The organism is Streptomyces sp. NBC_00249 (genome assembly GCF_026342355.1).
Lineage (GTDB): Bacteria > Actinomycetota > Actinomycetes > Streptomycetales > Streptomycetaceae > Streptomyces.
Genome location: NZ_JAPEMV010000004.1, coordinates 162,992 through 186,902, shown reverse-complemented (window position 1 = coordinate 186,902; position 23,911 = coordinate 162,992). Strand labels below are relative to the sequence as shown.

At 71.5% G+C, this 23,911-nt stretch carries 27 protein-coding genes and 1 tRNA gene; 12 read left to right on the top strand and 16 right to left on the bottom strand.

Annotated features, from left to right (window positions below):
- Positions 1-80 precede the first annotated feature (80 nt).
- Positions 81-1,070 carry a helix-turn-helix transcriptional regulator gene (locus OOK31_RS19110; RefSeq protein ID WP_267088479.1) on the top strand — a complete coding sequence of 330 codons (990 nt, stop codon included), beginning with the start codon at positions 81-83 and terminating at the stop codon, positions 1,068-1,070.
- Positions 1,071-1,159: 89 nt separating this feature from the next.
- Here OOK31_RS19110 and OOK31_RS19105 read toward each other — a convergent pair whose 3' ends face one another.
- Both OOK31_RS19105 and OOK31_RS19100 read right to left on the bottom strand, forming a co-directional pair.
- On the bottom strand, positions 1,160-1,432 hold the full coding sequence (locus OOK31_RS19105) for a hypothetical protein (RefSeq protein ID WP_267088478.1): 273 nt from the start codon (positions 1,430-1,432) through the stop codon (positions 1,160-1,162).
- Positions 1,433-1,439: 7 nt separating this feature from the next.
- The gene (locus OOK31_RS19100) at positions 1,440-1,658 is read right to left on the bottom strand and encodes a hypothetical protein (RefSeq protein WP_267088477.1); all 219 of its coding nucleotides are present in this window, start codon (positions 1,656-1,658) and stop codon (positions 1,440-1,442) included.
- A 245-nt stretch (positions 1,659-1,903) separates the two neighbouring features.
- Between OOK31_RS19100 and OOK31_RS19095 the strand changes: the two genes are divergently transcribed.
- The gene (locus OOK31_RS19095; RefSeq protein ID WP_267088476.1) at positions 1,904-2,473 is read left to right on the top strand and encodes a DM13 domain-containing protein; all 570 of its coding nucleotides are present in this window, start codon (positions 1,904-1,906) and stop codon (positions 2,471-2,473) included.
- A gap of 19 nt (positions 2,474-2,492) precedes the next feature.
- Here OOK31_RS19095 and OOK31_RS19090 read toward each other — a convergent pair whose 3' ends face one another.
- From OOK31_RS19090 to OOK31_RS19070, 5 genes are all read right to left on the bottom strand, one after another.
- The gene (locus tag OOK31_RS19090; RefSeq protein ID WP_267088475.1) at positions 2,493-3,806 is read right to left on the bottom strand and encodes a chloride channel protein; all 1,314 of its coding nucleotides are present in this window, start codon (positions 3,804-3,806) and stop codon (positions 2,493-2,495) included.
- Between the two features lie 44 nt (positions 3,807-3,850).
- Positions 3,851-4,426 (bottom strand): potassium channel family protein, encoded by a 576-nt coding sequence (locus OOK31_RS19085; RefSeq protein WP_267088474.1) that lies wholly within the window; start codon positions 4,424-4,426, stop codon positions 3,851-3,853.
- Between the two features lie 97 nt (positions 4,427-4,523).
- Positions 4,524-5,195 carry a histone deacetylase gene (locus OOK31_RS19080; RefSeq protein ID WP_267088473.1) on the bottom strand — a complete coding sequence of 224 codons (672 nt, stop codon included), beginning with the start codon at positions 5,193-5,195 and terminating at the stop codon, positions 4,524-4,526.
- 98 nt (positions 5,196-5,293) lie between these two features.
- Positions 5,294-5,367 (bottom strand) — tRNA-Pro (locus OOK31_RS19075).
- Positions 5,368-5,542: 175 nt separating this feature from the next.
- On the bottom strand, positions 5,543-6,481 hold the full coding sequence (locus tag OOK31_RS19070; protein WP_267088472.1) for a metallophosphoesterase: 939 nt from the start codon (positions 6,479-6,481) through the stop codon (positions 5,543-5,545).
- A 68-nt stretch (positions 6,482-6,549) separates the two neighbouring features.
- Here OOK31_RS19070 and OOK31_RS19065 point away from each other — a divergent pair, with 68 nt between their 5' ends.
- The gene (locus tag OOK31_RS19065; RefSeq protein ID WP_267088471.1) at positions 6,550-7,011 is read left to right on the top strand and encodes a GatB/YqeY domain-containing protein; all 462 of its coding nucleotides are present in this window, start codon (positions 6,550-6,552) and stop codon (positions 7,009-7,011) included.
- 72 nt (positions 7,012-7,083) lie between these two features.
- Here OOK31_RS19065 and OOK31_RS19060 read toward each other — a convergent pair whose 3' ends face one another.
- Positions 7,084-9,498 carry a transglycosylase domain-containing protein gene (locus OOK31_RS19060; RefSeq protein WP_267088470.1) on the bottom strand — a complete coding sequence of 805 codons (2,415 nt, stop codon included), beginning with the start codon at positions 9,496-9,498 and terminating at the stop codon, positions 7,084-7,086.
- Positions 9,499-9,896: 398 nt separating this feature from the next.
- On the opposite strand from OOK31_RS19060, the gene OOK31_RS19055 reads away from it, so the two are divergent.
- Positions 9,897-10,247, top strand: coding sequence for a WhiB family transcriptional regulator (locus OOK31_RS19055; RefSeq protein ID WP_030299276.1), 351 nt, complete (start codon positions 9,897-9,899; stop codon positions 10,245-10,247).
- Between the two features lie 97 nt (positions 10,248-10,344).
- Here the strand turns inward: OOK31_RS19055 and OOK31_RS19050 are convergent, their stop codons facing one another.
- Positions 10,345-11,643, bottom strand: a complete 1,299-nt coding sequence (locus OOK31_RS19050; RefSeq protein ID WP_267088469.1) for an ArsA family ATPase — start codon at positions 11,641-11,643, stop codon at positions 10,345-10,347.
- Complete coding sequence (locus OOK31_RS19045) at positions 11,640-12,626, bottom strand: ArsA-related P-loop ATPase (RefSeq protein ID WP_267088468.1); 987 nt, start codon at positions 12,624-12,626, stop codon at positions 11,640-11,642. Before OOK31_RS19045 ends, OOK31_RS19050 begins: the two co-directional genes overlap by 4 nt.
- Before the next feature lie 46 nt (positions 12,627-12,672).
- Between OOK31_RS19045 and OOK31_RS19040 the strand changes: the two genes are divergently transcribed.
- The 5 genes from OOK31_RS19040 to OOK31_RS19020 all read left to right on the top strand — a co-directional run bounded on the left by OOK31_RS19040 (position 12,673) and on the right by OOK31_RS19020 (position 15,536).
- Positions 12,673-12,834: a DUF4177 domain-containing protein gene (locus tag OOK31_RS19040; RefSeq protein ID WP_007264966.1), complete on the top strand. Its 162-nt coding sequence runs from the start codon at positions 12,673-12,675 to the stop codon at positions 12,832-12,834.
- On the top strand, positions 12,831-13,301 hold the full coding sequence (locus OOK31_RS19035; RefSeq protein ID WP_267088467.1) for a RidA family protein: 471 nt from the start codon (positions 12,831-12,833) through the stop codon (positions 13,299-13,301). Before OOK31_RS19040 ends, OOK31_RS19035 begins: the two co-directional genes overlap by 4 nt.
- Before the next feature lie 191 nt (positions 13,302-13,492).
- Complete coding sequence (locus OOK31_RS19030; protein WP_267088466.1) at positions 13,493-14,401, top strand: NUDIX hydrolase; 909 nt, start codon at positions 13,493-13,495, stop codon at positions 14,399-14,401.
- The gene (locus tag OOK31_RS19025) at positions 14,398-15,243 is read left to right on the top strand and encodes an MBL fold metallo-hydrolase (RefSeq protein WP_267088465.1); all 846 of its coding nucleotides are present in this window, start codon (positions 14,398-14,400) and stop codon (positions 15,241-15,243) included. Before OOK31_RS19030 ends, OOK31_RS19025 begins: the two co-directional genes overlap by 4 nt.
- On the top strand, positions 15,240-15,536 hold the full coding sequence (locus tag OOK31_RS19020) for a hypothetical protein (protein ID WP_267088464.1): 297 nt from the start codon (positions 15,240-15,242) through the stop codon (positions 15,534-15,536). The genes OOK31_RS19025 and OOK31_RS19020 overlap by 4 nt, the downstream gene beginning before the upstream one ends.
- Here the strand turns inward: OOK31_RS19020 and OOK31_RS19015 are convergent.
- Together OOK31_RS19015 and OOK31_RS19010 are read right to left on the bottom strand one after the other, a co-directional pair.
- A complete protein-coding gene (locus OOK31_RS19015) occupies positions 15,533-16,336 on the bottom strand; it encodes a nucleotidyltransferase domain-containing protein (protein WP_267088463.1) in 804 nt (267 codons plus the stop codon). The two genes, OOK31_RS19020 and OOK31_RS19015, sit on opposite strands and share 4 nt — an antisense overlap.
- A gap of 126 nt (positions 16,337-16,462) precedes the next feature.
- Entirely contained in the window at positions 16,463-17,137 is a 675-nt protein-coding gene (locus OOK31_RS19010; protein ID WP_003981529.1) for a Crp/Fnr family transcriptional regulator, read from the bottom strand.
- A gap of 181 nt (positions 17,138-17,318) precedes the next feature.
- On the opposite strand from OOK31_RS19010, the gene nth reads away from it, so the two are divergent.
- The 3 genes from nth (at position 17,319) to OOK31_RS18995 (ending at position 20,413) form a co-directional block, all read left to right on the top strand.
- Entirely contained in the window at positions 17,319-18,296 is a 978-nt protein-coding gene (gene nth, locus OOK31_RS19005; RefSeq protein ID WP_267088462.1) for an endonuclease III, read from the top strand.
- 184 nt (positions 18,297-18,480) lie between these two features.
- Positions 18,481-19,197 (top strand): CoA pyrophosphatase, encoded by a 717-nt coding sequence (locus OOK31_RS19000; protein WP_267088461.1) that lies wholly within the window; start codon positions 18,481-18,483, stop codon positions 19,195-19,197.
- A 13-nt stretch (positions 19,198-19,210) separates the two neighbouring features.
- Positions 19,211-20,413: a MarP family serine protease gene (locus OOK31_RS18995; protein WP_267088460.1), complete on the top strand. Its 1,203-nt coding sequence runs from the start codon at positions 19,211-19,213 to the stop codon at positions 20,411-20,413.
- 78 nt (positions 20,414-20,491) lie between these two features.
- On the opposite strand, the gene OOK31_RS18990 is transcribed toward OOK31_RS18995, so the two are convergent.
- From OOK31_RS18990 to nhaA, 4 genes are all read right to left on the bottom strand, one after another.
- Complete coding sequence (locus OOK31_RS18990) at positions 20,492-20,665, bottom strand: hypothetical protein (RefSeq protein WP_267088459.1); 174 nt, start codon at positions 20,663-20,665, stop codon at positions 20,492-20,494.
- Between the two features lie 139 nt (positions 20,666-20,804).
- Positions 20,805-21,785 carry an alpha/beta fold hydrolase gene (locus OOK31_RS18985; protein WP_267088458.1) on the bottom strand — a complete coding sequence of 327 codons (981 nt, stop codon included), beginning with the start codon at positions 21,783-21,785 and terminating at the stop codon, positions 20,805-20,807.
- The gene (locus tag OOK31_RS18980) at positions 21,782-22,240 is read right to left on the bottom strand and encodes a phage holin family protein (RefSeq protein ID WP_267088457.1); all 459 of its coding nucleotides are present in this window, start codon (positions 22,238-22,240) and stop codon (positions 21,782-21,784) included. The genes OOK31_RS18985 and OOK31_RS18980 overlap by 4 nt, the downstream gene beginning before the upstream one ends.
- A gap of 54 nt (positions 22,241-22,294) precedes the next feature.
- Complete coding sequence (gene nhaA / locus OOK31_RS18975) at positions 22,295-23,722, bottom strand: Na+/H+ antiporter NhaA (protein WP_267088456.1); 1,428 nt, start codon at positions 23,720-23,722, stop codon at positions 22,295-22,297.
- Positions 23,723-23,911: the final 189 nt, after the last annotated feature.

The following is a 23,911-nucleotide window of genomic DNA, read 5'->3' as shown; positions in this document are numbered from 1 at the left end:
TCTTCATTCCACTACGTAAGACCGTCCGGCATCTGACCTATGCCGGACAGTGATCATCAGTACGGTTTGCGGGGGCAATCGTGAACGGCACCAGTCTGCTCATACTCGGACTCACAGCCACGGAGGAGCGGATCTACCGCCACTTCCTACGCAATCCCGGGACGCTCGGTGAGGACATTCACGTCCTCCTGCACTCACCCCGGGAGGAGGTGGAGTCCGCCCAGGAGAGGCTGATCGGACTCGGTCTGCTCCACAGCGACCAGGCCGCGCTCTTCGCCACCGATCCCGAGACGGCCGTCGGCCGGCTCACCGACCTCCAGCTGCGGGTCCTGCACGAACAGCTCCAGCAGGTCACCCAGTCCCGCCACCTGATAGCGGACCTGAAGGCCGAACAGGGCGCCAAGTCCCTCGCCCCGCAAGGGGTGGAGCGCCTGGCCGTGCTCTCCCAGATCCGCGACCGCATCGACGACCTGGCCTTCTTCGCCCGCGAGGAGATCCTCTCGGTGGAGCCCTACTCCGCGCTCACCGCGGAGAACATCGTCCACGCCCGCCCCCTCGACACCCGCTGCCTGCGCCGCGGGGTCCGCATCCGCAGCGTCGTCCGCAAGGAGGCCCTCGACCACCCGCCGACCGTCGCCTACCTGCGGGAACTCACCGCGCAGGGGGCTTCGATCAGGGTCGCGGAAAGCTTTTCCGAGCGGATCCTCGTCTACGACCGGCAGACCGCCCTGGTGCCCGTCGACCCGGAGGACACCTCGCGCGGCGCGCTCGTCACCCAGCAGGCCGGTCTCGTGGCCAACATCCTCGCCCTCTTCCAGAAGATCTGGGACCAGGCCGTGGACCTGTCCGTACTGACCGACGACGGATCCGAGGCCGCGGGCGTGCTCTCGGAGATCGAGCGCCGCGTGCTCGAAGAACTGTGCCGCGTCGGCAAGGACGAGACGGGGGCCCGGAACCTCGACATCTCCGTCCGCACCTACCGCCGCCACGTCGCCGACGTCCTGCGCATCCTGGGCGCCAGCAGCAGGCCGCACGCCGCGCTGCTCGCGCGGGAGAAGGGCTGGATCTGAGGGACCGCGGCGGGACTTGAGGGCTTCGCGCGCCGGGGCTTCCTGCGTCAGGGGCTTCCCGGCGTCGGGGGCTTCCCGGCGTCGGGGCGTCAGGGCCCTTCCGCGTGCCAGCCGCGCAGTGCGTCGTCGGTGAGCGTCCGGGCCAGCCAGGCCCGGACCGCCTCGGCGTCCGGTCCGGCGCTGCCCGGCGGGTGCGCGGGATGCACGAGCATGACGATCCGCTCCGGTTCCCGTTCCACCCGCTGGGTGAAGGTCCAGTGCGCGGGCAGCAGCCCCACGAGCCGGATGACGGTGGTCTCGGCCGCGGCGGCCTGCGGCCCGGCCCGGACCAGGGTGATCTCGTACGGTTGCCGTTCGTTCACCGGGCCCTCACTGCCAGCCGTTGACGCAGCTCAGCTTCGGCAGCAGCTTCGCGGCCGGGCGGTGCAGGGACTGCGGCAGGAGGTCGGGGAGCGGGAGCGGACGCGTCGCCGAACAGGCCTTGTGCGACGCGGCCTGCTGCGGGGCCGCCGAGGCCTCGGCCGGGGCCAGCATGACGAGCAGGGCCGTGGTCGGAAGCAGGGCGACGCTGATCTTCTTGACGCTCATCGTGATCTCCGTGGGGTGGAAGAGCGGGTGGCTGTCCGGCTGTTGGCCGGTGAGAACAACCTTGTCAGCGGCCCGGGGCCCCTTCCACGGTGATCGGTGTCAGCTTGTTGCACCGGCGCCCTGAACTTCGTGCCAAACCCCGCCGCGCGTCCGGCGTAAGGAATCCGTCATCCGCCGGGGCATGGTGCCGGGCCGCCGCGGGGGATTGAATTCCGGACAGGTACCGGAGGAAAGAGGAACGGACGATGGCTGGTTCGAGGCGGCGCGGCGGGATCGTGGCCGGTGTGGTGATCGCGGTGCTGGTGGCGCTGGCCGCCGGGCTGTACTGGTTCCAGCCGTGGAAGCTGTGGCAGGACGACACCGTCCACGACGCGCTGCCGGCGGCCCCCTCGGCGGCCCCCTCGGCGGCCCCCTCGGCGGCCCCCTCGGCGGGCGCCCCGGCCGCCGCGGCCCCGGCCGGGCCCCGGACCGTCGCGCAGGGCACCCTGATCAGCCACGAGCACACCACCACCGGCACGGTGAAGCTCGTCCGGCTGCCCGACGGCTCGTACACCCTCCGCCTGGAGGACCTGGACACCAGCAACGGCCCGGACCTGAGGGTCTGGCTCTCCGACGCCCCCGTCAAGGAGGGCGTCGCGGGCTGGCGGGTCTTCGACGACGGCGCCCACACCAGCCTGGGCAAGCTCAAGGGCAACAAGGGCGACCAGAACTACGAGGTTCCGGCCGGCGTGAACCCCGCCGACTACGGCAGCGTCACCATCTGGTGCGACCGCTTCGACGTCTCCTTCGGCGCGGCCACCCTCAAGCCCGTCTGAGCCGGGCGGACGCCCCCGTTCAGGCCTTCGCCTCCGCCTTCAACGGAGCCGCCTTCGGTGCCGGCAGCAGCTCGGTGACGACGAAGGCGACCACGGCCGCCAGGATCACCACGGGCGTCGCCGCGGCATTGTCGATCAGCAGGACCACCAGCACCACGCTGCTGACCGGCAGCCGCATGACGCTCGCGAGGACGGCGGCCATGCCCACCGCCATCGCCGGGACGATCCCGAGCCCCGGCAGCGGCGCCAGCAGCAGCCCCGCCGCCGCCCCGATGAACAGCCCGGGGAAGATCGGCCCGCCGCGCAGGCTGCCCAGGCACAGCGTGTACGCGAGGCTCTTGAACACCACCACGGCGATCAGCGCGCCGATGCCCCACGCACGCGGGTCGGAGGTCAGCTCCCCCAGGGTGCCCTGCCCTGAGGAGGCGACGTCGGCCGGGGTGCGGTCGGTGGCCAGCGTGTAGAGGGCCGCGCACGCCCCGGCGGCGAGCGCGCACAGCGTGGTCCGGGAGACCGTCCGTGTGGAGACGTACGCCGCCACGCGATGCCCCCCGGCCATCACCCGGTGCATGACGCAGGCCAGGACCACGGCGATCAGCAGCGCCCAGAGCACCTCGGATGCGTCCAGCCGGGTGAACGGCACCGACATCTTCACCCCGAGCCCGCCGGTCTGCAGCCCGGTCCACCGTCCGAAGCCGGTGAACACCAGGGCTCCGACGCCGCTGGAGAGCAGCGACGGGATCATCACCGCGAACAGCTGGGGCCCGCCCACCCCCGCGACCTCGATGAGCAGCACCGCGCCGACCAGCGGGCTCCCGAAGATGGCCGAAATGGCCGCGGCGGCGCCGGCCGTGCCGATCAGCAGCGAGCCGCGCGGGGTCGCCGGCGCCCGCGAGAGGTCCCGGAACAGCAGGGCGAGCCCGCCGCCGAGGGCGATCAGCGGTGCCTCGGGTCCCAGGGTCGCGCCGAGCGGCAGGCTCGCCGCCGCCGCGAGCAGTACGCCGGGCAGCGCGGCCACCGAGGCGCCGCCCGTGCCCACTCCGGCGGCGGGGATGTGGCCGCCCGCGCCGGGCAGGTGCGTGGCGACGAGGCCGACGATGACACCGGCGACGGGAAGCAGCACCAGCGGCCACCACCAGGGCGCGGTGCCCCAGCCGAGGGAGTGCGGCACGCGTTCCCACAGCGCGTGTTCCAGCGAGTGCATCGCGGCCAGGAACCAGAAGGACGCCAGGGACACCGGGATGCCGACGAGCGCGCACAGCACGAGGGTCTTCATGTATCCGGGCGAGCGCAGGATGTCGCGCAGCAGGTCGGCCTCCACGGGCTGGGTCACGGGCTGCGTTGCTCCTGGCCGGTCCCCTCCCTCATCCGCCGTCGTCACAGGTCGTTCCTTCCTTCCCCGCCGGGCGGGTTCCGGGACAGTCCGATCTGTACGGCGCCGAAGAGGAGCTTGACGACGAGTCCGACCACGATCAGGTCGGCGATCATCTGCACGGTGGTCAGCGCCCGGCAGCCCGTGGTGGTCGGCACGATGTCGCCGAATCCCACGGTCGCGAAGACCGTCACCGTGAAGTACAGGGCGTCGGTCCGGTCCAGCGGTTCCGAGAACGCGCCGGGCCGGTTCAGCGACAGCAGGTAGTACGTCGAGGAGAACAGCAGCAGGAACAGCGGCACGGCGGTGGCCAGGGCCTCCAAGGCCTGCAGCCGCGGATGCTCCGAACGGGTGATGGCCGACACCTGCCAGGCGATCACGCAGCCGAAGAGCAGCAGCCCGGTGAACAGCGCCCCGACGGTGACGACGCCGAACCCGTGGTCCAGCGGTGCCAGGTAGTACAGCGCGGTGAGCAGCACCACCACACCACTGCACCGCAGCAGGACGGCGACGACCGGACGCGGGCGCCACCACCGGGCGGGCAGGAGGCGGCGGCGGTCGTCGGACGTGTCGTCGCCCATACCCCTCCTCGTCCACGGCCCGGCCACCGGCCCGGCCCCTCCCGGCATTCCAGCACCGCCCACCCGCCCCCGCACCTCCACGCACCGCGCGTGGATGTCAGCGGCGGACGTCAGCCGCGAACAACTTCTGGACCTGCTGAGGAGTCCAGGTGCCCTCGGCACCGGGACAGGCCGCGAGGTATTCCGCGATGCCCCGCTCCTCCCACGGCCCGGACTCCAGGAGGCCGCCGGCCAAGTAGCGCAGGTACGCGGCCGACGGGGTGCGGACCTCGACGTCCTGGAGGGTCCAGGGGGCTGTGCACGTCAGCACGGGGATGCCCTCGATCGTGCCCGGACAGATCAGGGTCTCGTACCGCCCCGGCCCCAACTCGTCGCGGCCGTCCCGCAGGACCGTCGTCAGGTCCAGGTCTGCCCCGGGATCCTCGTACATCTCCTGCGTGGCGATGTCCGACATCTGGCCGACCGTCACCAGGTGAGCCCGCCCCCGCATCCGCCCGGCAGCCGTGGGGTCGTAGAACGCACGGCCCCCGGTCCACACGGGGGACTCCGTGGCGAAGTACAGGCAGCCTTCCAGCTCGACGGCGATCGACCGTTGCGGTGCCCGCCTGTCCCGGCAACCCGGGTACGTACGCGTCGCGCCGGGCGGGGTCCCACCGGCGATGTAAGCGGCAAGACGGTCCATGTGCATGTTGGACCCGTAGGAGGCGTACCAGACGTGCTCGGGCACAGGCAGCGCCCGAGTGAGCGGAGCGGCGGTGTGCACGACCATACGCAGTTCCTCGGAGGCGGGGGCGAGGGTCTGGCGCTCACAGAAACAGGTCAGGGAGACTACTCGATGAGTAGTCTCCCTGACCTGATCTTACGAAGTCGGGGTGGCGGGATTTGAACCCACGACCTCTTCGTCCCGAACGAAGCGCGCTGCCAAGCTGCGCTACACCCCGATGTCCACCCTTGCAGCGCTTGCTGCCCTGGCGACATCGATTACTTTAGCGGACCCTCGGCCGGAGACGAAATCCGGTTTTCGCGGGGTGTGCCCGGGGCCAGTGGGGAGTGGGGGCGGTGGCGGTCCGCGGTGACCAGCTCGTCGAGGTCATCGGGGACGTTGAAGGGGCTCCCCTACGCCTTGGGCGCCAGCGTCAGCAGTGTCGCCTCCGGCGGGCAGGCGAAGCGCACCGGGGTGAACCGGTTCGTGCCGCAGCCGGCGGAGACGTGCAGGTAGGAGCGCTGCCCGTCGGCCTCGTACGTGGACAGCCCCTTCACGCGCTTGGTGTCGAGGTCGCAGTTGGTGACGAGGGCCCCGTAGAAGGGGACGCACAGCTGGCCGCCGTGCGTGTGCCCGGCGAGGATCAGCGGGTAGCGGTCCGCGGTGAAGGATTCGAGCACCCGCAGGTACGGGGCGTGCACGACGGCCATCGAGAAGTCCGCGTCCGCCTCCGGCCCGCCCGCGACCTGCTCGTAGCGGTCCCGCTTGATGTGCGGGTCGTCCAGGCCGGTGAAGGCCAGCTCCAGGCCGTCCAGCTTCATCCGGGCCCGGGTGTTGGTGAGGTTCAGCCAGCCCGCCGCGTCGAAGGCGTCCCGCATGCCCTCCCACGGGTTGTGGACGGCGCCGACGACCGGCTTGTTGCCGTTCAGCCCGTGCCGGCCCTGGACCTTCTCGATCAGGTAGCGCCCCGGATTGCGCAGCCGCGGCCCGTAGTAGTCGTTGGAGCCGAAGACGTACACGCCGGGGAAGGACATCAGCGGCCCGAGCGCGTCGAGCAGCTCCGGCACGCCCTCCGTGTCGGAGAGGTTGTCGCCGGTGTTCACCACGAGGTCGGGGCGCAGCCCGGCGAGGGACTGCAGCCAGGCGCGCTTCTTGCGCTGCCCGCCCACCATGTGGATGTCCGACACCTGGAGCACGCGCAGCGGCCGCGCGCCCGCCGGGAGCACCGGCACCGTGATCCGGCGCAGCCGGAACGACCTGGCCTCGAACCCGGCGGCATAGGCCACTCCCGCGGCGCCCGCCGCAGCGATTCCAGCGGTGACCTTCAGGGGTACTCCGTAACGCGCGCGCATGCCCCCATCGTCGCAGACGCGTTAAACCGACGGGCGCCGCGGCCCCCGCACCTGGCAGACTCAGGGGCATGACCACGCTCAAGGCCAAGCTCCAGGAAGACCTCACCACCGCCATCAAGGCGCGTGACGAACTCAGCTCGTCCACACTGCGCCTGACCCTCTCCGCCATCACCAAGGAGGAGGTCGCGGGCAAGGAAGCGCGCGTGCTCTCCGACGAGGAAGTCCTCAAGGTGATCGCGAAGGAGGCGAAGAAGCGGCGTGAGGCCGCGGAGGCCTTCGCGGCCGGCGGCCGCAGCGAGCAGGCCGCGCGGGAGACCGCGGAGGGCGCGTTCCTCGACGGCTACCTGCCCAAGCAGCTCAGCGACGACGAGCTCGTCGCGATCGTGGCGCAGGCGGTCGAGGAGGCCAAGGCGGCCGGCGCCGAGGGGCCCCGCGCGATGGGCGCCGTCATGAAGATCGTGAACCCGAAGGTCGCGGGCCTGGCGGACGGCGGCCGGGTCGCCGCTGTCGTCAAGCAGCAGCTTTCGTAGGACGGAACGCACAAGGGGAGGCCCCGGCCGGATCATCCGGCCGGGGCCTCCCCCTCTTTCCTGCGTTCCGTACTACGGGGTCGCGCCCCCGCCGCCGATCGGGCCGCCGATCGGGCCGGTGGTGGTGCCTCCGGCGAGCGGGTCGGGCGGGGTGCCGCCCGTGCCGCCCGTGCTCGTGCCGCCGGTGGCTGTGGTTCCGGTTCCGGCGGTGGTTCCGGCGGTCGTCGTACCGCCGGGGCGGGTGTCGCCGGGCTTGCCGTCACCGCCGGGCTTGGTCGGCTTCCCCGGCTTGGGCGTGTTGCCCCGGCCGCCGGTGGTGCCGCCGGTGGTGCCGCCCGTCGCGTTGCCGTTGCCGCCGCCGCCGGTTCCGGTGCCGTTGCCGCCCGCGTTGCCGCCGCTCGGGACCGAGGGCTCCGGGATGCTGACGGTGGTGAAGGCGGGTGCCTCGCGGCCGTTCAGCGCGCCCGTGACCGCGTCCTTCCAGATCGGGCCGGGCAGGCCGCCGCCGAAGACCTTGTCGTAGTACTGGCCGCCGATGGTGATGTTCTCCATCGAGATCTTCTTCGCGCCGCCGGAGCCGACCCACACCGCGCCCGACAGGTTCGGGGTGTACCCGACGAACCAGGCGTTGTAGCGGCTGTCGGTGGTACCGGTCTTGCCCGCGTTGTCCCGGTCGGACAGGCCGGCCCGCTCACCCGTACCGGAGTCGACCACTCCGCGCAGCAGGGTGTTGATGGTGTCGGCGGTCTCCTGCGACATCGCCCGGTCGCACTTGGACTTCGGGACCGCGAGCGCCTTGCCGTGCGCGTCGGTGATCGACTCGAGGGCGACCGGGGTGCAGTAGACGCCCCGGTTGGCGAAGGTGGCGTAGGCGTTGGCCATCGTCAGCGGGGACATCTCGGCGGAGCCGAGCGCGATGGAGGGCTCCTCGGGCAGCTTCACGCCGCTGGCCGGGACCACACCCAGCTTCTGCGTCATCTCGGTCACCGGGCACAGCCCGATCTCCGAGATCATCTGCACGAAGTAGGTGTTGATGGACTTCTCCATCGCCGTCTTCAGCGCGTACGGACCGATCTCGCTCTCGGTCTCGTTCTCGACGGTCTGGAACTTCCCGCCGCCCATCGGCAGGTTCTGCCACTTCGAACCGTCGCACCGCGGCACGGGGCTCGGGTAGTCCATCTTGTTCGGCGCCGAGTACACCTTCGTCGGCGTCATGCCCTGCTCTATGGCCGCGGCCGCGATGAACGGCTTGAACGTCGAGCCCACCTGGAAGCCGAAGTTGGAGCCGCCCATCCGCTTGTCCACGGAGTAGTTGATCTGCGTCTCGTTCTTCCCGAAGCCGTACGGCTTCGACTGGCCCATCGCCAGGACCCGTCCGGTGCCCGGCTGGACCATGGTCACGGCCGTCGCGATCGAGTCGTCGTCGTTGACGTGGTCCTTGATCGAGGCGTTGGCGGCCTCCTGCGACTGCGGGTCCAGCGTCGTACGGATCGTCAGGCCGCCCTGGTTCCAGACCTTCGCCCGGTCCTCCCGGTTCTTGCCGAAGACCGGGTCGGACAGGAAGGTGGCACGCACGAAGTCGCAGAAGAAGCCCGCGCCCTTGACTGCGGTGATGCAGCCGTTCTTCGGCCGGGTCACCTTCAGCGTGACGGGCTTCTGCTTGGCCTCGTCCGCCTCCGCCTGCGAGATGTCCTTCATGTCGGCCATCCGCTGGAGGACGATGTTGCGGCGCTTCATGGCCTCGGTCGCGTCGTTCACCGGGTCGAAGCGGCTCGGCGACTGCACGACGCCCGCCAGCAGCGCCGACTCCTCCAGGGTCAGGTCCTTGGCCGGCTTGCTGAAGTAGCGCTGCGCCGCGGACTCGATGCCGTACGCCTGCTGCCCGAAGTAGGTGATGTTGAGGTAGTTCTCGAGGATCTTCTTCTTCCCGAGCTCCTCCTCGACCTGGATCGAGTACTTCAGCTCGCGGATCTTGCGCCCGAGGCTCTTCTCCTGGGCCTCGCGCACCTTCGTCTCGTCGTCACCCGCCTCCTCGACGAAGACGTTCTTGACGTACTGCTGCGTGAGGGTGGACGCGCCCTGTGCCGCGCCGCCCTCCTGCGCGTTGCGGTTCACAGCGCGCAGGATGCCCTTGAGGTCGACCGCGCCGTGCTCGTAGAAACGAGAGTCCTCGATCGCGACGATCGCCTTCTGCATGTACGGCGAGATGGCCGTGAGCGGGACCACCTGCCGGTCCCGTGAATAGACGGTGGCGATCACGCCACCTTCCGCGTCCAGGATCGTGGTGCGCTGGCTCAACGGAGGGGTCTTCAGATTGGCCGGGATCTCGTCGAAACCCTCGACGGTCCCCTTGGCCGCGAGCCCCAGCGCGCCGGCGCCCGGGATCGCGATGCCGGCGAGTACGACTCCGGAGAGAACGGACACCCCGAGGAACTTGGCGGCCTGCTGTGGCCCCGTGAGCCCGCCGCCCGAGCGCTTCTTTCCCATGGAGGGCAGCCTACGTTCTCATTCGCCGGACACGCGCGAATGCCTTGGCCTAAGCTGTCCCCAACTGTCACAGCAGCGCGGGCCCACATCAACCCCCCGGCTTGATTTTCACCCTTCCCGAATCGGGTGGACACATGTCCGAATCCCGCCCTTCACTCTGACGGCTGCGCACCGGAGCCTCCCCGATTTCACCCGAATCGCCGGAATGGCCGGGCATGTCGCCGGATCACTCCGTCGGGTGATCTGCCGCTTACCCATAGTCCGTTCGGACCATTCAAGATTGGGCCCGACGGGGGTGTTGCACTGTGCCCGCCTTCCGTAACGTCCTCAACTGGCAGCGGTGAATATGCCGCATGCCGCCGTGGGGGAGCCTCGATTCGGGAGAGGACGGCGCCGGGATGGGCTGGGTTACCGACTGGAGTGCGCAGGCAGCCTGCCGCACTACCGATCCGGATGAACTGTTCGTTCAAGGAGCGGCACAGAACAGGGCCAAGGCGGTGTGCACCGGATGTCCGGTGCGGACCGAGTGCCTGGCCGACGCGCTCGACAACCGTGTCGAGTTCGGAGTATGGGGCGGAATGACCGAGCGGGAACGTCGCGCCTTGCTGCGCCGGCGTCCCACCGTCACCTCGTGGCGACGGCTGCTCGAAACCGCCCGCACGGAGTACGAGCGCAGCACAGGCATCCTCACCGTGGATGTCGACGCGGAGATCGACGTTCCGTACGAGACGTACGCGGCAGCCGGGTAACCACCCGCCCGCCGCGCCAGGGCGTCAACGACCCACCACGTCGTCACCGCCCGCACCGTCGGCACGCCACGGCACGTCACGTCAGACGAAGGAACGTCTACGCTCCGGCCGGAACCCCGGCCGCGAGTCGTTCTCCGATGGCCCGCAGCCCGGCGAGGTCGTGTACATCGCCGGGCAGGGCGGCCACTTCGGCCACCGCCACCTCCGGGTGGAGCGAGGTGAAGCGATCGCGTGTGCGCTGTTCGCGCGCGATCACCTGCATCCGTTCGGCATGCAGGCGCAGCAGTCCTGCCGTGATCCCGTCGACGGTCACGTCGTCGTTGCCGTTGTCGTCGGCATCGTCGCCGTTGCTGTCCTCGGCCAGGGCGGGGGAGCCGGTGCCGGCGGAGTCTTCGGCGTCACGAAGTCCAGCTTTCCCGGACTCCTGATCGACAATGCCGCCGTACTCAAGATTCTCGGCGGCGGCCAGGGCCCGCTCCGCCGACAGCTGTCCGGCGTCACTTCCGTGCACCCGGTTCAGCACCAGGCCCGCCAGCGGCATCCGCTCCGCGGCCAGGCGTTCGACGAAGTACGCCGCCTCGCGCAGGGCGTCCGGCTCGGGAGCCGCGACCACGAGGAAGGCCGTCCCCGGAGCCTGGAGGAGCCGGAACGTCGCGTCCGCGCGGGTGCGGAACCCGCCGAACATCGTGTCCATCGCCGCCACGAAGGTCTGCACGTCCTTCAGCAGCGAGGCACCCATCAGCTTGCTCAGCGTGCCCGTCATCATCGACATGCCGACATTCAGGAACTTCATCCCGGCCCGCCCGCCGACCTTCGCCGGAGCCATCAGCACCCGGATGAACTTCCCGTCCAGGAAGGACCCGAGCCGCTTCGGCGCGTCGAGGAAGTCCAGCGCGGACCGGCTCGGCGGGGTGTCCACGACGATCAGGTCCCAGTCGTCCCTGGCCCGCAGCTGCCCCAGCTTCTCCATCGCCATGTACTCCTGCGTGCCCGCGAAACCGGCCGACAGGGACTGGTAGAAGGGGTTGTCCAGGATCGCCTGCGCCCGGTCGCCCTCCGCGTGGGACTCGACGATCTCGTCGAAGGTCCGCTTCATGTCCAGCATCATGGCGTGCAGTTCGCCGCCCCCGGACACGTCCTTCACCCGCCGGGGAGTGTTGTCCAGCGAGTCGATCCCCATCGACTGGGCCAGCCTGCGCGCCGGGTCGATGGTCAGCACCACCACCTTGCGGCCGCGCTCCGCCGCCCGTACGCCGAGCGCCGCGGCCGTGGTGGTCTTGCCCACCCCGCCCGCCCCGCAGCACACGATGATCCGGGTCCCCCGGTCGTCCAGCAGCGCGTCGACCGCCAGCCGCGGCGGAGTGTCCAGGCCCACGATGTCCCCACCCTCGCTCATTCGGCGTCCGCCTGCTTGCGGAGTTCCACGGCCAGCTCGTACAGCCCGGCCAGCTCCATCCCCGAGCCGAGCAGGGGGAGTTCGTACGTCGGCACGTCCAGGCCCGCCAGCACCGCGCGCTGCTCCCGCTCCAGCTCGACCCGGCTCGCGTGCTCGGCTGCCTGCGTCAGGAGCGGCTCCACCAGGCGCTCGGCCAGCCCGCCCCGCCGTGCGCCGCCCAGCCCGGCACGGGACAGCGCCCGGGCGATCTCCGCCCGCCGCCCGTCCGCGGCCTCCCGCAGGGTGCTCTCGTCCAGGTGGTGCGGGCGCACCATGTTGACGATGACCCGGCCGAACGGCAGTCCGGCCTGCCGCAGTTCCGCGATCCCGTCGGCGGTCTCCTGGACGGGCATCTCCTCCAGCAGCGTCACCAGGTGCACCGCCGTCTCCGGGGACTTCAGCACCTTCATGACGGCCTGCGCCTGATTGTGGATCGGCCCGAACCGGGCCAGCCCCGCCACCTCGTCGTTGACGTTCAGGAAGCGGGTGATCCGGCCCGTCGGCGGAGCGTCCATGACCACGTGGTCGTAGACGAACCGCCCGGCCTTGTCCTTGCGCCGCACCGCCTCGCACGCCTTGCCCGTCAGCAGCACGTCCCGCAGACCGGGGGCGATGGTCGTCGCGAAGTCGATCGCGCCGAGCTTCTTCAGGGCTCGGCCGGCCGAGCCCAGCTTGTAGAACATCTGGAGGTAGTCCAGCAGCGCCCGCTCGGCGTCGATGGCGAGCGCGTACACCTCACCCCCGCCCCCGCCGGGCGCGACCGCGATCTTGCGCTCCTCGTAGGGGAGCGCCTCCGCGCCGAAAAGCTGTGCGATGCCCTGCCTGCCCTCGACCTCCACGAGAAGAGTCCGCCTGCCCTCGCGCGCGAGGGCCAGCGCGAGTGCCGCGGCGACCGTGGTCTTGCCGGTGCCGCCCTTGCCGCTGACCACCTGGAGCCTGCTCACAGCGTCCGAGCCTAACCACTCCCGCTCAGGCATTACGCTCGCCCCCATGACCAAGAAGTTCGAATACGCGACCGTCCCGCTGCTTGTCCACGCCACCAAGCAGATCCTGGACACCTGGGGCGAGGACGGCTGGGAGCTCGTCCAGGTCGTGCCCGGCCCGAACAACCCCGAGCAGCTCGTGGCCTACCTCAAGCGGGAGAAGGCATGAGCGGCGTCGTCGAGGCGAGGCTCGCAGAGCTCGGCCTGACCCTGCCCGAGGTCGTCCCGCCGCTGGCCACGTACCAGCCGGCCGTCCGGTCGGGTGACTACGTGTTCACCGCCGGGCAGCTCCCGATGGTGAAGGGCAAGCTCCCGCTGACCGGCAAGGTCGGCGCGGAGGTCTCGGCGGAACAGGCCAAGCAGCTGGCCGCGACCTGCGCGCTGAACGCGCTGGCCGCCGTCAAGTCGGTCGTCGGTGACCTCGACCGCATCGCGCGTGTCGTGAAGGTCGTCGGCTTCGTCGCCTCCGCCCCCGACTTCACCGCCCAGCCGGGCGTGCTGAACGGTGCGAGCGAGCTGCTCGGCGAGGTCCTCGGCGAGAAGGGCGTCCACGCCCGCAGCGCGGTCGGCGTGGCGGTCCTCCCGCTCGACGCCCCGGTGGAGATCGAGATCCAGGTCGAACTTCTCCCCTCCTGACCGTTCCCGCCTCAAACGCCGGCGGGGCTGGATGAATCCAGCCCCGCCGGCGTTTGAGGCGCGGGGTCTGGGGCGGAGCCCCGGGGAACGGGCGAAGGGCGGGGCGGGGAGCGGCACCGCGCAGCGGGGGGCGTCCGCGGCGCAGGCGGGGGGCCCTCGAACATCGGGCCGGATGGCCGTAGCATCCGCCCATGCCGAATGGTCAGCACGGTCAGCCGCCGAAGCCCACCCAGCCCGCCGGAGGCCAGTGGTACCCCCCGGAGTGGCCCGCCCGCATCCGCGCGCTCGCGGACGGCACCCTCACCCCGGTGGAACCCAAGCGCGCCGCCACCGTCATGCTGCTCCGCGACACCCCCGACGGCCCCGCCGTGCACATGCTCCGCCGCCGCGCCTCCATGGCCTTCGCCGGCGGCGCCTACGCCTACCCCGGCGGCGGCGTCGACCCCCGCGACGAGGACCACCGCATCGGCTGGGCCGGACCCGGCCAGGACGTCTGGGCGGCACGCCTCGGCACCGACGCCGCCACCGCCCAGGCCATCGTCTGCGGGGCCGTCCGGGAAACCTTCGAGGAGGCGGGCGTACTCCTCGCCGGGGAGACCCCCGACACCGTCGTCGGCGACACCACCGGGGACGACTGGGAGGCCGACCGGGAGGCCCTCGTAGGCCGTGAGCTGTCCTTCGCCGAGTTCCTCGACCGGCGCGGCCTGCTGCTGCGTTCCGACCTGCTCGGGGCGTGGGCCCGCTGGATCACTCCCGAGTTCGAGCCGCGCCGCTACGACACGTGGTTCTTCGTCGCCGCCCTCCCGGAGGGCCAGCGCACCCGCAACGCCTCCACCGAGGCCGACCGGACCGTCTGGATCCGCCCCGCGGACGCCGCCGCCGGTTATGACAAGGGCGAGCTGCTGATGATGCCGCCCACCATCTCCACGCTGCGCTCCCTCCAGCCCTACCCGAGCGCCGCCGGGGCCCTCGGCGCGGCCGCCGGGCAGGACCTGACCGCCGTTCTCGCCCAGGCCACGCTGGAGGACGGTGAGCTGGTGCTGAGCTGGCCGGGCCACGAGGAGTTCACCAAGCGAGTACGCCCGGGAGGCCCCGCATGACCGACGCCGCAGCCCTGCCCGGCCAGCCCCGCGGCGTGGTCTCCTCCGGGCCGGCGACCGCCCGCGCCGTCAACGTGCTCGCCCCCAACGCCTCGGCGATGACCCTGGACGGCACCAACACCTGGCTGGTGTCGGAGCCCGACTCCGAGCTGGCCGTCGTCATCGACCCCGGCCCGCTGGACGAGACCCACCTGAAGGCCGTCGTCGCCGCCGCCGAGAGCGCCGGCAAGCGGATCGCCCTCACCCTCCTCACCCACGGCCACCCCGACCACGCCGAGGGCGCCGGCCGCTTCGCCGAGCTCACCGGTACGAAGGTCCGCGCCCTCGACCCCGCGCTGCGCCTCGGCGACGAGGGCCTGGCCGCCGGGAACGTCATCCGCACCGGCGGCCTGGAACTGCGCGTGGTCCCGACCCCCGGGCACACCGCCGACTCGCTCTGCTTCCACCTGCCCGCCGACCGCGCGGTCCTGACCGGCGACACGATCCTGGGCCGCGGCACCACCGTCGTCGCGCACCCCGACGGCCGCCTCGGCGACTACCTGGACTCCTTGCGCCGGCTGCGCTCCCTCACCGTCGACGACGGCGTCCACACGGTCCTGCCGGGCCACGGGCCGGTGCTGGAGGACGCCCAGGGCGTCGTCGAGTACTACCTGGCCCACCGCGCGCACCGGCTGGCGCAGGTCGAGACGGCCGTGGAGAACGGGTTCCTCACCGCGGAGCAGGTCGTCGCCCAGGTCTACGCCGATGTGGACCGCTCGCTGTGGCCCGCGGCCACGTGGTCCGTCCGGGCGCAGCTCGAGTACCTTCGTGATCACGGACTGATCCCGGGGGGACCTGAATGAACACCCTTTTCCTGCTGCTCGCGGTGCTCGCCACGGCCGGCTGGATCACCTCCACGGTGACCCTGCGGATGCGGGCCCTGGAGGACCGGGCGGACCGGCTGGAGCGCCGCCTGGGCCTGCTCCTGGACCACCTGGGCGTCGAGGAGCCGGAGCCGGCCGGACTGGACGAGGTGCGCGCCCTGATGCGCGACGGCCGCACCATCTCCGCCATCAAGGTCTACCGGGGGATCACCGGCGTCGGCCTGGCCGAGGCCAAGCGGGCGGTAGAGGCCCTGGAGCCCGCCAAGAGCTAGTCCCGCGGCGCCTTCGTGCCGTGCCGGGCGGTGTACTCGTCCGCGAGCCACGGCCCGAGGTCCTCGATGTACCGCCGCACCACGGCCGGGTCCTCCACGGGGTCCAGCGCCACGGCGGCCGCGGCCCGCATCTGGGCCGCCCGCTCCGGGTAGTAGCGGCCGAAGATCTCCGCGGACTCGGCGAGGTCACTGGTCCAGCCGCCCCACCGGGGCATGACCAGGGTGAATCCGGTGCGCACCAGGTGCCGGGCGAAGGACCGGCTCATCCGGCGGTACTCGGAGGGCTCGGAGGCCGCCGCGAAGCGGGCCCGCCACCTGGGCAGGACGAGGGCCAGGTCGCCGTTGGTCTCGCGGGCGAGCAGGCTGTCCGGCCGGTAGCGGGGCAGGTGCTCGGCGAGATCGGCCCCGAGCAGCGGCGTGCACAGGCAGGCGAGGAACCAGCCCAGGTCGTGACGTTCCCGCTCGCTCAGCAGGGTCTCCTTGCCGTACAGCAGGATGCCGACCCCGTCGATCTCCGGGAAGTCCTGGTCGAGCCCCCGACCCAGCACCTCGGCCGTGTCCCGGTCCTCGTCGGTGGGCTCTCGGTGCAGGGCGAGCAGCAGGTCGAGGTCGGAGCGCCCGGGGCGGGCGGTGCCGCGCGGCACGGAACCGTAGAGGTACGCGCTGTGCAGCCGGCCCCCGTACGCCTCGAGGATCCGGCCGCGCGCGGCGGCGACGAGGCCGGCGAACTCCGGCCGCACCGTGCCGAGCGAGCCCTCCCGCTCGAAGTACCCGTACGCGTCCAGCCCTCTGTGCCCCATGGGGCCACTGTGACCCGCCTGGGGCCCCGGAGCAGCTCATTTACGGCCCTCCGCGGGCCGAGGGCCCCCGGACGCACGCAGGGCCCCGTCCGGGGGTCCGGACGGGGCCCTGCCTGTGCGTCGGTGTCAGCGGGAGCGCTTCGCGAGGCGCTCCACGTCCAGCAGGATCACGGCGCGGGCCTCCAGGCGGAGCCAGCCGCGGCCCGCGAAGTCGGCCAGGGCCTTGTTCACGGTCTCGCGCGAGGCGCCGACGAGCTGGGCCAGCTCCTCCTGCGTCAGGTCGTGCACCACGTGGATGCCCTCTTCCGACTGCACGCCGAAGCGGCGCGACAGGTCGAGGAGGGCCCGGGCGACACGGCCGGGGACGTCGGAGAAGACCAGGTCGGACATCTGGTCGTTGGTCTTGCGCAGGCGCCGGGCGACGGCGCGCAGCAGCGCGGTCGCGACCTCGGGCCGGGCGTTCAGCCAGGGCTGGAGGTCGCCGTGGCCGAGGCCGAGGAGCTTGACCTCGGTCAGGGCGGTGGCGGTGGCGGTGCGCGGGCCCGGGTCGAAGAGCGACAGCTCGCCGATCAGCTCGCCGGGGCCGAGGACGGCCAGCATGTTCTCGCGGCCGTCGGGGGAGGTGCGGTGGAGCTTCACCTTGCCCTCGGTCACCACGTAGAGCCGGTCGCCGGGGTCGCCCTCGTGGAACAGGGCGTCGCCGCGTGCGAGGGTCACCTCGCCCATGGAGGCGCGGAGCTCCGCGGCCTGCTCGTCATCGAGCGCCGCGAAAAGCGGGGCACGCCGCAGAACGTCGTCCACGAGTCTCTCTCCTATGTCGACCAGTTAGTGGGGACCGCTCCCCATTTTGCCGGACGGCTGAAACAGTGCGATCAATCACAAGGATGCCGGACGGACGGGCGTGCTGTGCGGCGAGAGGCCAATCGGGGTGGTGTTACCTGAGGTCCGGACGGGTGTCGGCGCCCGGCCTTAGGCTGGCCGGGTGTCCAATAAGCCGGTGAGAGCACAGGCCAAGGGGTCCACGGGAGTGACCGGGGCCCTAAATTCAGCTGTGGGCGAACAGGCCCCCACGAGGGCCTCGACGAAGACCCCTCCCGCCCCCCAGGGCAAAGTTTCGGCCAAGAAACCGGCGAATCCGGGGAAACCGGCGAAACCGGCGAAGGCCGCGGCCCCGGCCGCGCCGAAACCGGAATCCCACCTGGCCATGGTCCGCCGCGCCCGCCGCATCAACCGCGAGCTCGCCGAGGTGTACCCGTACGCCCATCCGGAGCTGGACTTCCGCAATCCCTTCGAGCTCCTGGTCGCCACCGTCCTCTCCGCCCAGACCACCGACCTGCGCGTGAACCAGACGACCCCGGCCCTCTTCGCCGCCTACCCGACCCCCGAGGACATGGCGGCGGCCGCGCCGGAGGACCTGGAGGAGATCATCCGGCCGACCGGGTTCTTCCGGGCCAAGTCGAAGTCCCTCCTCGGCCTCTCCCAGGCCCTGCGGGACAACTTCGGCGGCGAGGTGCCCGGCCGGATCGAGGACCTGGTCACGCTGCCCGGAGTCGGCCGCAAGACGGCGAACGTGGTCCTCGGCAACGCCTTCGGCGTCCCCGGGATCACCGTCGACACGCACTTCGGACGGCTGGTGCGCCGGTTCAAGTGGACCGAGCAGGAGGACCCGGAGAAGGTCGAGGCGGAGATCTGCGCGATCTTCCCCAAGAGCGAGTGGACGATGCTCTCGCACCGCGTGGTCTTCCACGGCCGCCGGATCTGCCACGCCCGCAAACCCGCCTGCGGGGCCTGCCCCATCGCCCCGCTGTGCCCGGCGTACGGGGAGGGCGAGACGGACCCGGAGAAGGCGCTGAAGCTGTTGAAGTACGAGAAGGGCGGCCAGCCGGGCCAGCGGCTCGCCCCGCCCCCGGACTACCCGGGGCTCCCCGCCGCGCCCCTGGGGGCCCGTACACAGCCCTGAGCGGGGGCCGGGCGGGCGTCCGGGCGAGCGTCCGGCGGGTACGGACCGCGCACGGGCCGCGTACGCCGCCCCGGGCGCGGAACGAATCAGTGCCCGGACCGCGTTCAGCGGTGGGGAAGACGATGTCGGCAGGGCTTGGCGGATGTTGACCGGTGTTGACGGAAGAACGCGGACAGGGGTGCCCATGACGCGCGGTACACAGGACGAGGCCACGGCCGCCGCCCGCGAGAGCGACGGCCTGCCCCTCACCACCACCGGCCTGCCCGCGTGGCTCGACCCCGTCGCGGACGCCGCCCGCACCGTCCGGCCGCGCCAGCTCAGCCGCTTCCTGCCCCCCGAGGACGGCCGGGGCCGCCAGTCGGCCGTGCTGATCCTCTTCGGCGAGGGCCCGCGCGGCCCCGAGCTGCTGCTCCAGGAGCGCGCCGGCACCCTGCGCTCGCACGCGGGCCAGCCCTCCTTCCCCGGCGGCGCCCTGGACCCGCAGGACGGCGACCCGCACACCACCGGCCCGCTGCGCGCCGCCCTGCGCGAGGCCGAGGAGGAGACCGGCCTGGATCCGGCGGGCGTGCAGCTCTTCGGGGTGCTGCCCCGGCTCTACATCCCGGTCAGCGAGTTCGTCGTGACCCCGGTGCTCGGCTGGTGGCGGGAGCCGTCCCCGGTCGGCGTCGTGGACCCGGCGGAGACGGCCCGGGTCTTCACGGTGCCCGTGGCGGATCTCACGGACCCCGGGCACCGCGTCACCGTGGTGCACCCGGGCGGGCACGAAGGCCCCGGGTTCACCGTGGAATCGGCCCTGGTGTGGGGGTTCACGGCCGGGGTGATCGACCGGATCCTGCACTTCGCGGGCTGGGAACGCCCGTGGGACCGCTCACGTCTCGTCCCGCTCGACTGGCGCGCATGAGACGGTGGCCCACGTGAACGTGCTGGACATCCTGTTGCTGCTCGCCGCCGTGTGGTTCGCGATCGTCGGCTACCGCCAGGGGTTCGTCGTCGGCATCCTGTCGGTGATCGGCTTCCTCGGCGGTGGTCTCGTCGCCGTGTCCCTGCTGCCCCTGATCTGGGACCGGGTGACCGACAACGGCACCCAGGTGTCCACCACGGTGGTCGTGATCGCCGTCGTGGTGATCATCATCTGTGCCTCGATCGGGCAGGCCCTGACCACCCATCTGGGCAACAAGCTGCGGCGCCACATCACCTGGTCCCCGGCCCGCGCGCTCGACGCGACCGGCGGAGCGCTGGTCAACGTCGTCGCGATGCTGCTGGTGGCCTGGCTGATCGGCTCGGCCCTGGCCGGCACCTCCCTGCCCACGCTGGGCAAGGAGGTCCGCAACTCCAAGGTGCTCCTCGGTGTGTCGCGGGTGCTGCCGGGCCAGGCCAACACCTGGTTCTCGGACTTCAGCTCCACCCTCGCCCGCAACGGTTTCCCGCAGGTCTTCAGCCCGTTCTCGAACGAGCCCATCACCGAGGTGAAGGCCCCCGACCCGGGGCTCGCCCGCAGCGGCGTCAGCGAGCAGGCCAAGCAGTCGATCGTGAAGGTCGTCGGCACCGCGCCCAGTTGCAGCAAGGTCCTGGAGGGCACCGGCTTCGTCTTCGCGCCGGGCAAGGTGATGACCAACGCCCATGTCGTCGGCGGGGTCGTCGAGCCGACCGTGCAGGTCGGCGGCGAGGGCAAGCTCTACGACGGCAAGGTCGTCCTCTACGACTGGGAGCGCGACATCGCCGTCCTGGACGTGCCCAAGCTGAAGGCCCCGGCGCTGGAGTTCAGCGACAAGGACGCGGCGAGCGGCAGCGACGCGATCGTCGCGGGCTTCCCCGAGAACGGCGCCTACGACGTCCGCGCGGCCCGCGTCCGCGGCCGGATCAACGCCAACGGCCCGGACATCTACCACCGGGGCACCGTCCGCCGTGACGTGTACTCGCTCTACGCGACCGTCCGTCAGGGGAACTCGGGCGGCCCGCTGCTGACGCCCGAGGGCAAGGTGTACGGGGTCGTCTTCGCGAAGTCGCTCGACGACCCGAACACCGGTTACGCCCTGACGGCGGACGAGATCCGCGAGGACATCCGCATCGGGAAGACGGCGCAGGGCCGGGTCGACAGCCAGGGCTGCGCCCTGTGACCCTGTGGCCCTGTGACTCTCCCTGACGCCCGGCCCGCCCGTTCCTGACCGCTCCCGGCCGAAGCGGCCGCGAGGGGGCTACATACGGGGATGGCGCAGCCGCGCCGAGACCCAGCGGGCCCTGCGGCGCAGGATGCGGGGGATTCCGAGCCGGGGGTCGTGGCCGTCGCGGCCTGCCCGGTCGTGGTCGCCCGGCGCTGTGGCCGAGCGGCGTTCGCGTGTGGTGTCACCGTGGTCGTGCGTCCAGCCCATACAACGAGCTGTGCCCGGGCCCCAAGGTCCGTAACCCCGTCAGGGGCGGCCAATTGGCCTATGCGTCAGGCAATTGAATGCTTGTCATACTGGCGAAACGAGGGATGTGGCAGGCCGTCACCCCTCCTTCGACGGACCGTCAGCGGTCGGGCTCGGGGTCCTTCAGCCAGTTCACCAGCTCCGTCGAGAAGGCCACCGGGTCCTCCTCGTGCGGGAAGTGCCCCAGGCCGTCGAAGAGCCGCCACCGGTACGGGGCTTCGACGTACTGCCCGGAACCGGCCGCGCTGCGCGTACGCATCACCGGGTCGAGCGAGCCGTGCAGGTGCAGCGTCGGGACCCGTACGGGCCGCTTCATGCGCCGGTAGAACTGCAGCCCGTCGGGCCGGGCCATCGACCGCATCATCCAGCGGTACGGCTCGATGGAGCAGTGCGCGGTGGACGGGATGCACATGGCCCGCCGGTACACGGCGAGGGCCTCCTCGTCCGCGCCGTCCGGTCCGTCCGCCTGGAGCCGCGGCCCGGACCACTCCCGGATCAGCTCCCCGACGAGGGCCCCCTCGTGGGCGACGAGCTGCCGCTCGGGGATGAACGGCCGCTGGAACCCCCAGATGTGGGAGCTCGCCCGGGTCTGCCCGACGTCGGCCAGCATCGCCGCGCGCCAGCGGCGCGGGTGCGGCATGGAGGAGACGACCAGCCGGCGCACCAGCTTGGGCCGCATCACGGCCGCCGTCCAGGCGAGGTAGCCGCCCAGGTCGTGCCCGACGAGGGCGGCGTCCGGCTCGCCGAGGGACCGTACGACGCCGGTGATGTCGAGCGCGAGGTTCGCGGGGTCGTAACCGCGCGGGGTGCGGTCGCTGCCGCCGACCCCGCGCAGGTCCATCGCGACCGCGCGGTAGCCGGCGTCGGCGAGCGCCACCAGCTGGTGCCGCCAGGTCCACCAGAACTGCGGGAAACCGTGCAGCAGCAGCACCAACGGCCCGTCGCCGAGCTCCGCGACGTGGAAGCGCGCCCCGTTGGCCGCGACGTCCCGGTGCGTGACCGCCCTGCCACCGGGCAGGTCGATCCGTACCGCCGTGGCGGCGGTGGGAACGGGGGCGGAGTCCGGCGAGGGGGCTGTCATGAGGACGAGCGTGCCACACCCACGGCCTGGTCACTCACCGGCCGCGGATGCGGCTTGACGGTCCCGACGAGGGCCGCGGTCTGCTTGACCGACTCGATGGTCTTCACCGGCGGCTTGACCTTCTTGAACTTCGCCACCGCGAGCAGCCCGATCAGGCCCGCCAGCAGCCAGAACGCGCCGCCGACGATCAGGAAGGACCAGGCGAGCCCCAGCCCGAGATTGTGGATGCCGTAGGCCGCGGCGAAACTCAGTACGGGGAGGGAGAAGAGCACGAGCACGCCCGCGACGATCGCGGCGCCGCTGCCGATGCCCGCGCGCTTGACGTCCTGCTTGATCTCCACCTTGGCGAGCGCGATCTCGTCGTGCACCAGGGCGGACATCTCGGCGGTGGCCGACGCGACCAGCTGTCCGAGGGTGCGCTCGGCTCCCGGAGCCCCTTGGTCCACTGCGCTCATCTCTGACTCCCTCTGTCGTCTGCTGCCGGCGGCTGTCCTCCGTCGTCAGTCAGATCATGCCGGACGGTCGGCCGCGGCGCTGGACCCGCCCGCCGTCGCGTCCTGTGCGAGGGCCGTGGTCTCGGCCTGCCGGCGGTGCTCCGCGGCCTTCTCCTCGTAGATCTTCGCCATCCGCAGGTGGTAGTCCGGGTTGTCCTGCTCGTAGATGTCCGGGATCCCGTCGAGGTCGTCGTCGCGCTCCTCGGCCTCGATGAGCGCCTTGTACTTGCGGTCGCGCATCTTCAGCAGGACGCAGGCGACGATCGCCGCGATGAGGGAGCCGAGCAGGACGGCGGCCTTGATCTCGTCGGTGAGTACGGCGTCGCCCGCGAAGGCGAGTTCGCCGATGAGGAGGGAGACGGTGAAGCCGATGCCGGCGAGCGAGGCCACGGCGAGTACGTCCGGCCAGGCGAGGTCCTCGTTCAGTTCGGCCTTGGTGAAGCGGGCGGCCAGCCAGGTGCCGCCGAAGATGCCCACCGTCTTGCCGACGACCAGGCCGAGGACCACGCCCAGGGTCTCCGGACGGGTGAAGACCTGCGCGATCGACTCGTCGGAGAGCGAGACTCCGGCGGAGAACAAGGCGAAGAGCGGCACGGCCAGGCCCGCGGACACCGGCCGGACCAGGTGCTCGATGTGCTCGCCGGGGGAGTGCCGCTCGCCCTCCCTGCGGGTGCAGCGGAGCATCAGGCCCATGGCGACACCGGCGATGGTGGCGTGGACGCCGCTGTTGTACATCAGGCCCCAGATCACCAGGGCGAGCGGGACGTAGACGTACCAGCCGCGGACCTCGGCCCGCAGCAGGAACCAGAAGAGGACCAGGCCCACGACGGCCCCGCCGAGCGCCAGGAAGTTGATCTCGCTGGTGAAGAACACCGCGATGATCAGGATGGCGAAGAGGTCGTCGACGACGGCGAGCGTCAGGAGGAAGGCGCGCAGCGCGGAGGGCAGAGAGGTGCCGATGACCGCCAGGACGGCGAGCGCGAAGGCGATGTCGGTGGCGGTGGGGACCGCCCAGCCGTCCATGGCGCCGTCGCCGAGGGTGTTGACCAGGACGTAGACCAGCGCGGGCACGGCCATGCCGCAGATGGCGGCGATGACGGGGAGGGCGGCCGCCTTGGCGTCGCGCAGGTCGCCCGCGACGAGCTCGCGCTTGAGCTCGATGCCGGCGACGAAGAAGAAGACGGCGAGCAGGCCGTCGGCCGCCCAGTGCTGGAGCGAGAGGTCCAGGCCCAGGGAGGCGGGGCCTATGTGGAAGCTGCGCACGCTCTCGAAGCTGGCCGAGAGGGCCGGGATGTTCGCCCACAGGAGGGCGGCGATGGCGGCCACCAGGAGCAGGACGCCGCCCACGGTCTCGGTGCGCAGGGCGTCCGCGACGAAGCGGCGCTCGGGCAGCGAGAGGCGGCCGAGCAGCTTGCGGCTGGAGCGGGACGGGGGCGTGTCCACGGTGGGAACCTCCGGATGGTCGACGGCACGGCAAATGCAGTTGCCGACCAGACTTCCCGGCGCACCCTGAGAGCTCTCTTGAGACTTTAGGGCGTCAAATATTGACGCTTCTTTTATTTTACAGGGTCCGCGCAGTCGTATCGGGTGATCTTCACCTTAAATGGGACAGGGGCGTCCGGCGCGTTGCGC

Bases quoted from the DNA above. Each gene is read 5' to 3' on its own strand.
- OOK31_RS19095 (WP_267088476.1), top strand. From the start codon at position 1,904: ATGGCTGGTTCGAGGCGGCGCGGCGGGATCGTGGCCGGTGTGGTGATC.
- OOK31_RS19055 (WP_030299276.1), top strand. From the start codon at position 9,897: ATGGGCTGGGTTACCGACTGGAGTGCGCAGGCAGCCTGCCGCACTACC.
- OOK31_RS19020 (WP_267088464.1), top strand. From the start codon at position 15,240: ATGAACACCCTTTTCCTGCTGCTCGCGGTGCTCGCCACGGCCGGCTGG.
- OOK31_RS19040 (WP_007264966.1), top strand. From the start codon at position 12,673: ATGACCAAGAAGTTCGAATACGCGACCGTCCCGCTGCTTGTCCACGCC.
- OOK31_RS19065 (WP_267088471.1), top strand. From the start codon at position 6,550: ATGACCACGCTCAAGGCCAAGCTCCAGGAAGACCTCACCACCGCCATC.
- OOK31_RS18985 (WP_267088458.1), bottom strand. From the start codon at position 21,785: ATGACAGCCCCCTCGCCGGACTCCGCCCCCGTTCCCACCGCCGCCACG.
- OOK31_RS19035 (WP_267088467.1), top strand. From the start codon at position 12,831: ATGAGCGGCGTCGTCGAGGCGAGGCTCGCAGAGCTCGGCCTGACCCTG.
- OOK31_RS19080 (WP_267088473.1), bottom strand. From the start codon at position 5,195: ATGGTCGTGCACACCGCCGCTCCGCTCACTCGGGCGCTGCCTGTGCCC.
- OOK31_RS19060 (WP_267088470.1), bottom strand. From the start codon at position 9,498: ATGGGAAAGAAGCGCTCGGGCGGCGGGCTCACGGGGCCACAGCAGGCC.
- OOK31_RS18980 (WP_267088457.1), bottom strand. From the start codon at position 22,240: ATGAGCGCAGTGGACCAAGGGGCTCCGGGAGCCGAGCGCACCCTCGGA.
- OOK31_RS19030 (WP_267088466.1), top strand. From the start codon at position 13,493: ATGCCGAATGGTCAGCACGGTCAGCCGCCGAAGCCCACCCAGCCCGCC.
- OOK31_RS19015 (WP_267088463.1), bottom strand. From the start codon at position 16,336: ATGGGGCACAGAGGGCTGGACGCGTACGGGTACTTCGAGCGGGAGGGC.
- OOK31_RS18990 (WP_267088459.1), bottom strand. From the start codon at position 20,665: ATGGGCTGGACGCACGACCACGGTGACACCACACGCGAACGCCGCTCG.
- OOK31_RS19100 (WP_267088477.1), bottom strand. From the start codon at position 1,658: ATGAGCGTCAAGAAGATCAGCGTCGCCCTGCTTCCGACCACGGCCCTG.
- OOK31_RS19025 (WP_267088465.1), top strand. From the start codon at position 14,398: ATGACCGACGCCGCAGCCCTGCCCGGCCAGCCCCGCGGCGTGGTCTCC.
- OOK31_RS19000 (WP_267088461.1), top strand. From the start codon at position 18,481: ATGACGCGCGGTACACAGGACGAGGCCACGGCCGCCGCCCGCGAGAGC.
- OOK31_RS19085 (WP_267088474.1), bottom strand. From the start codon at position 4,426: ATGGGCGACGACACGTCCGACGACCGCCGCCGCCTCCTGCCCGCCCGG.
- OOK31_RS19070 (WP_267088472.1), bottom strand. From the start codon at position 6,481: ATGCGCGCGCGTTACGGAGTACCCCTGAAGGTCACCGCTGGAATCGCT.
- OOK31_RS19050 (WP_267088469.1), bottom strand. From the start codon at position 11,643: ATGAGCGAGGGTGGGGACATCGTGGGCCTGGACACTCCGCCGCGGCTG.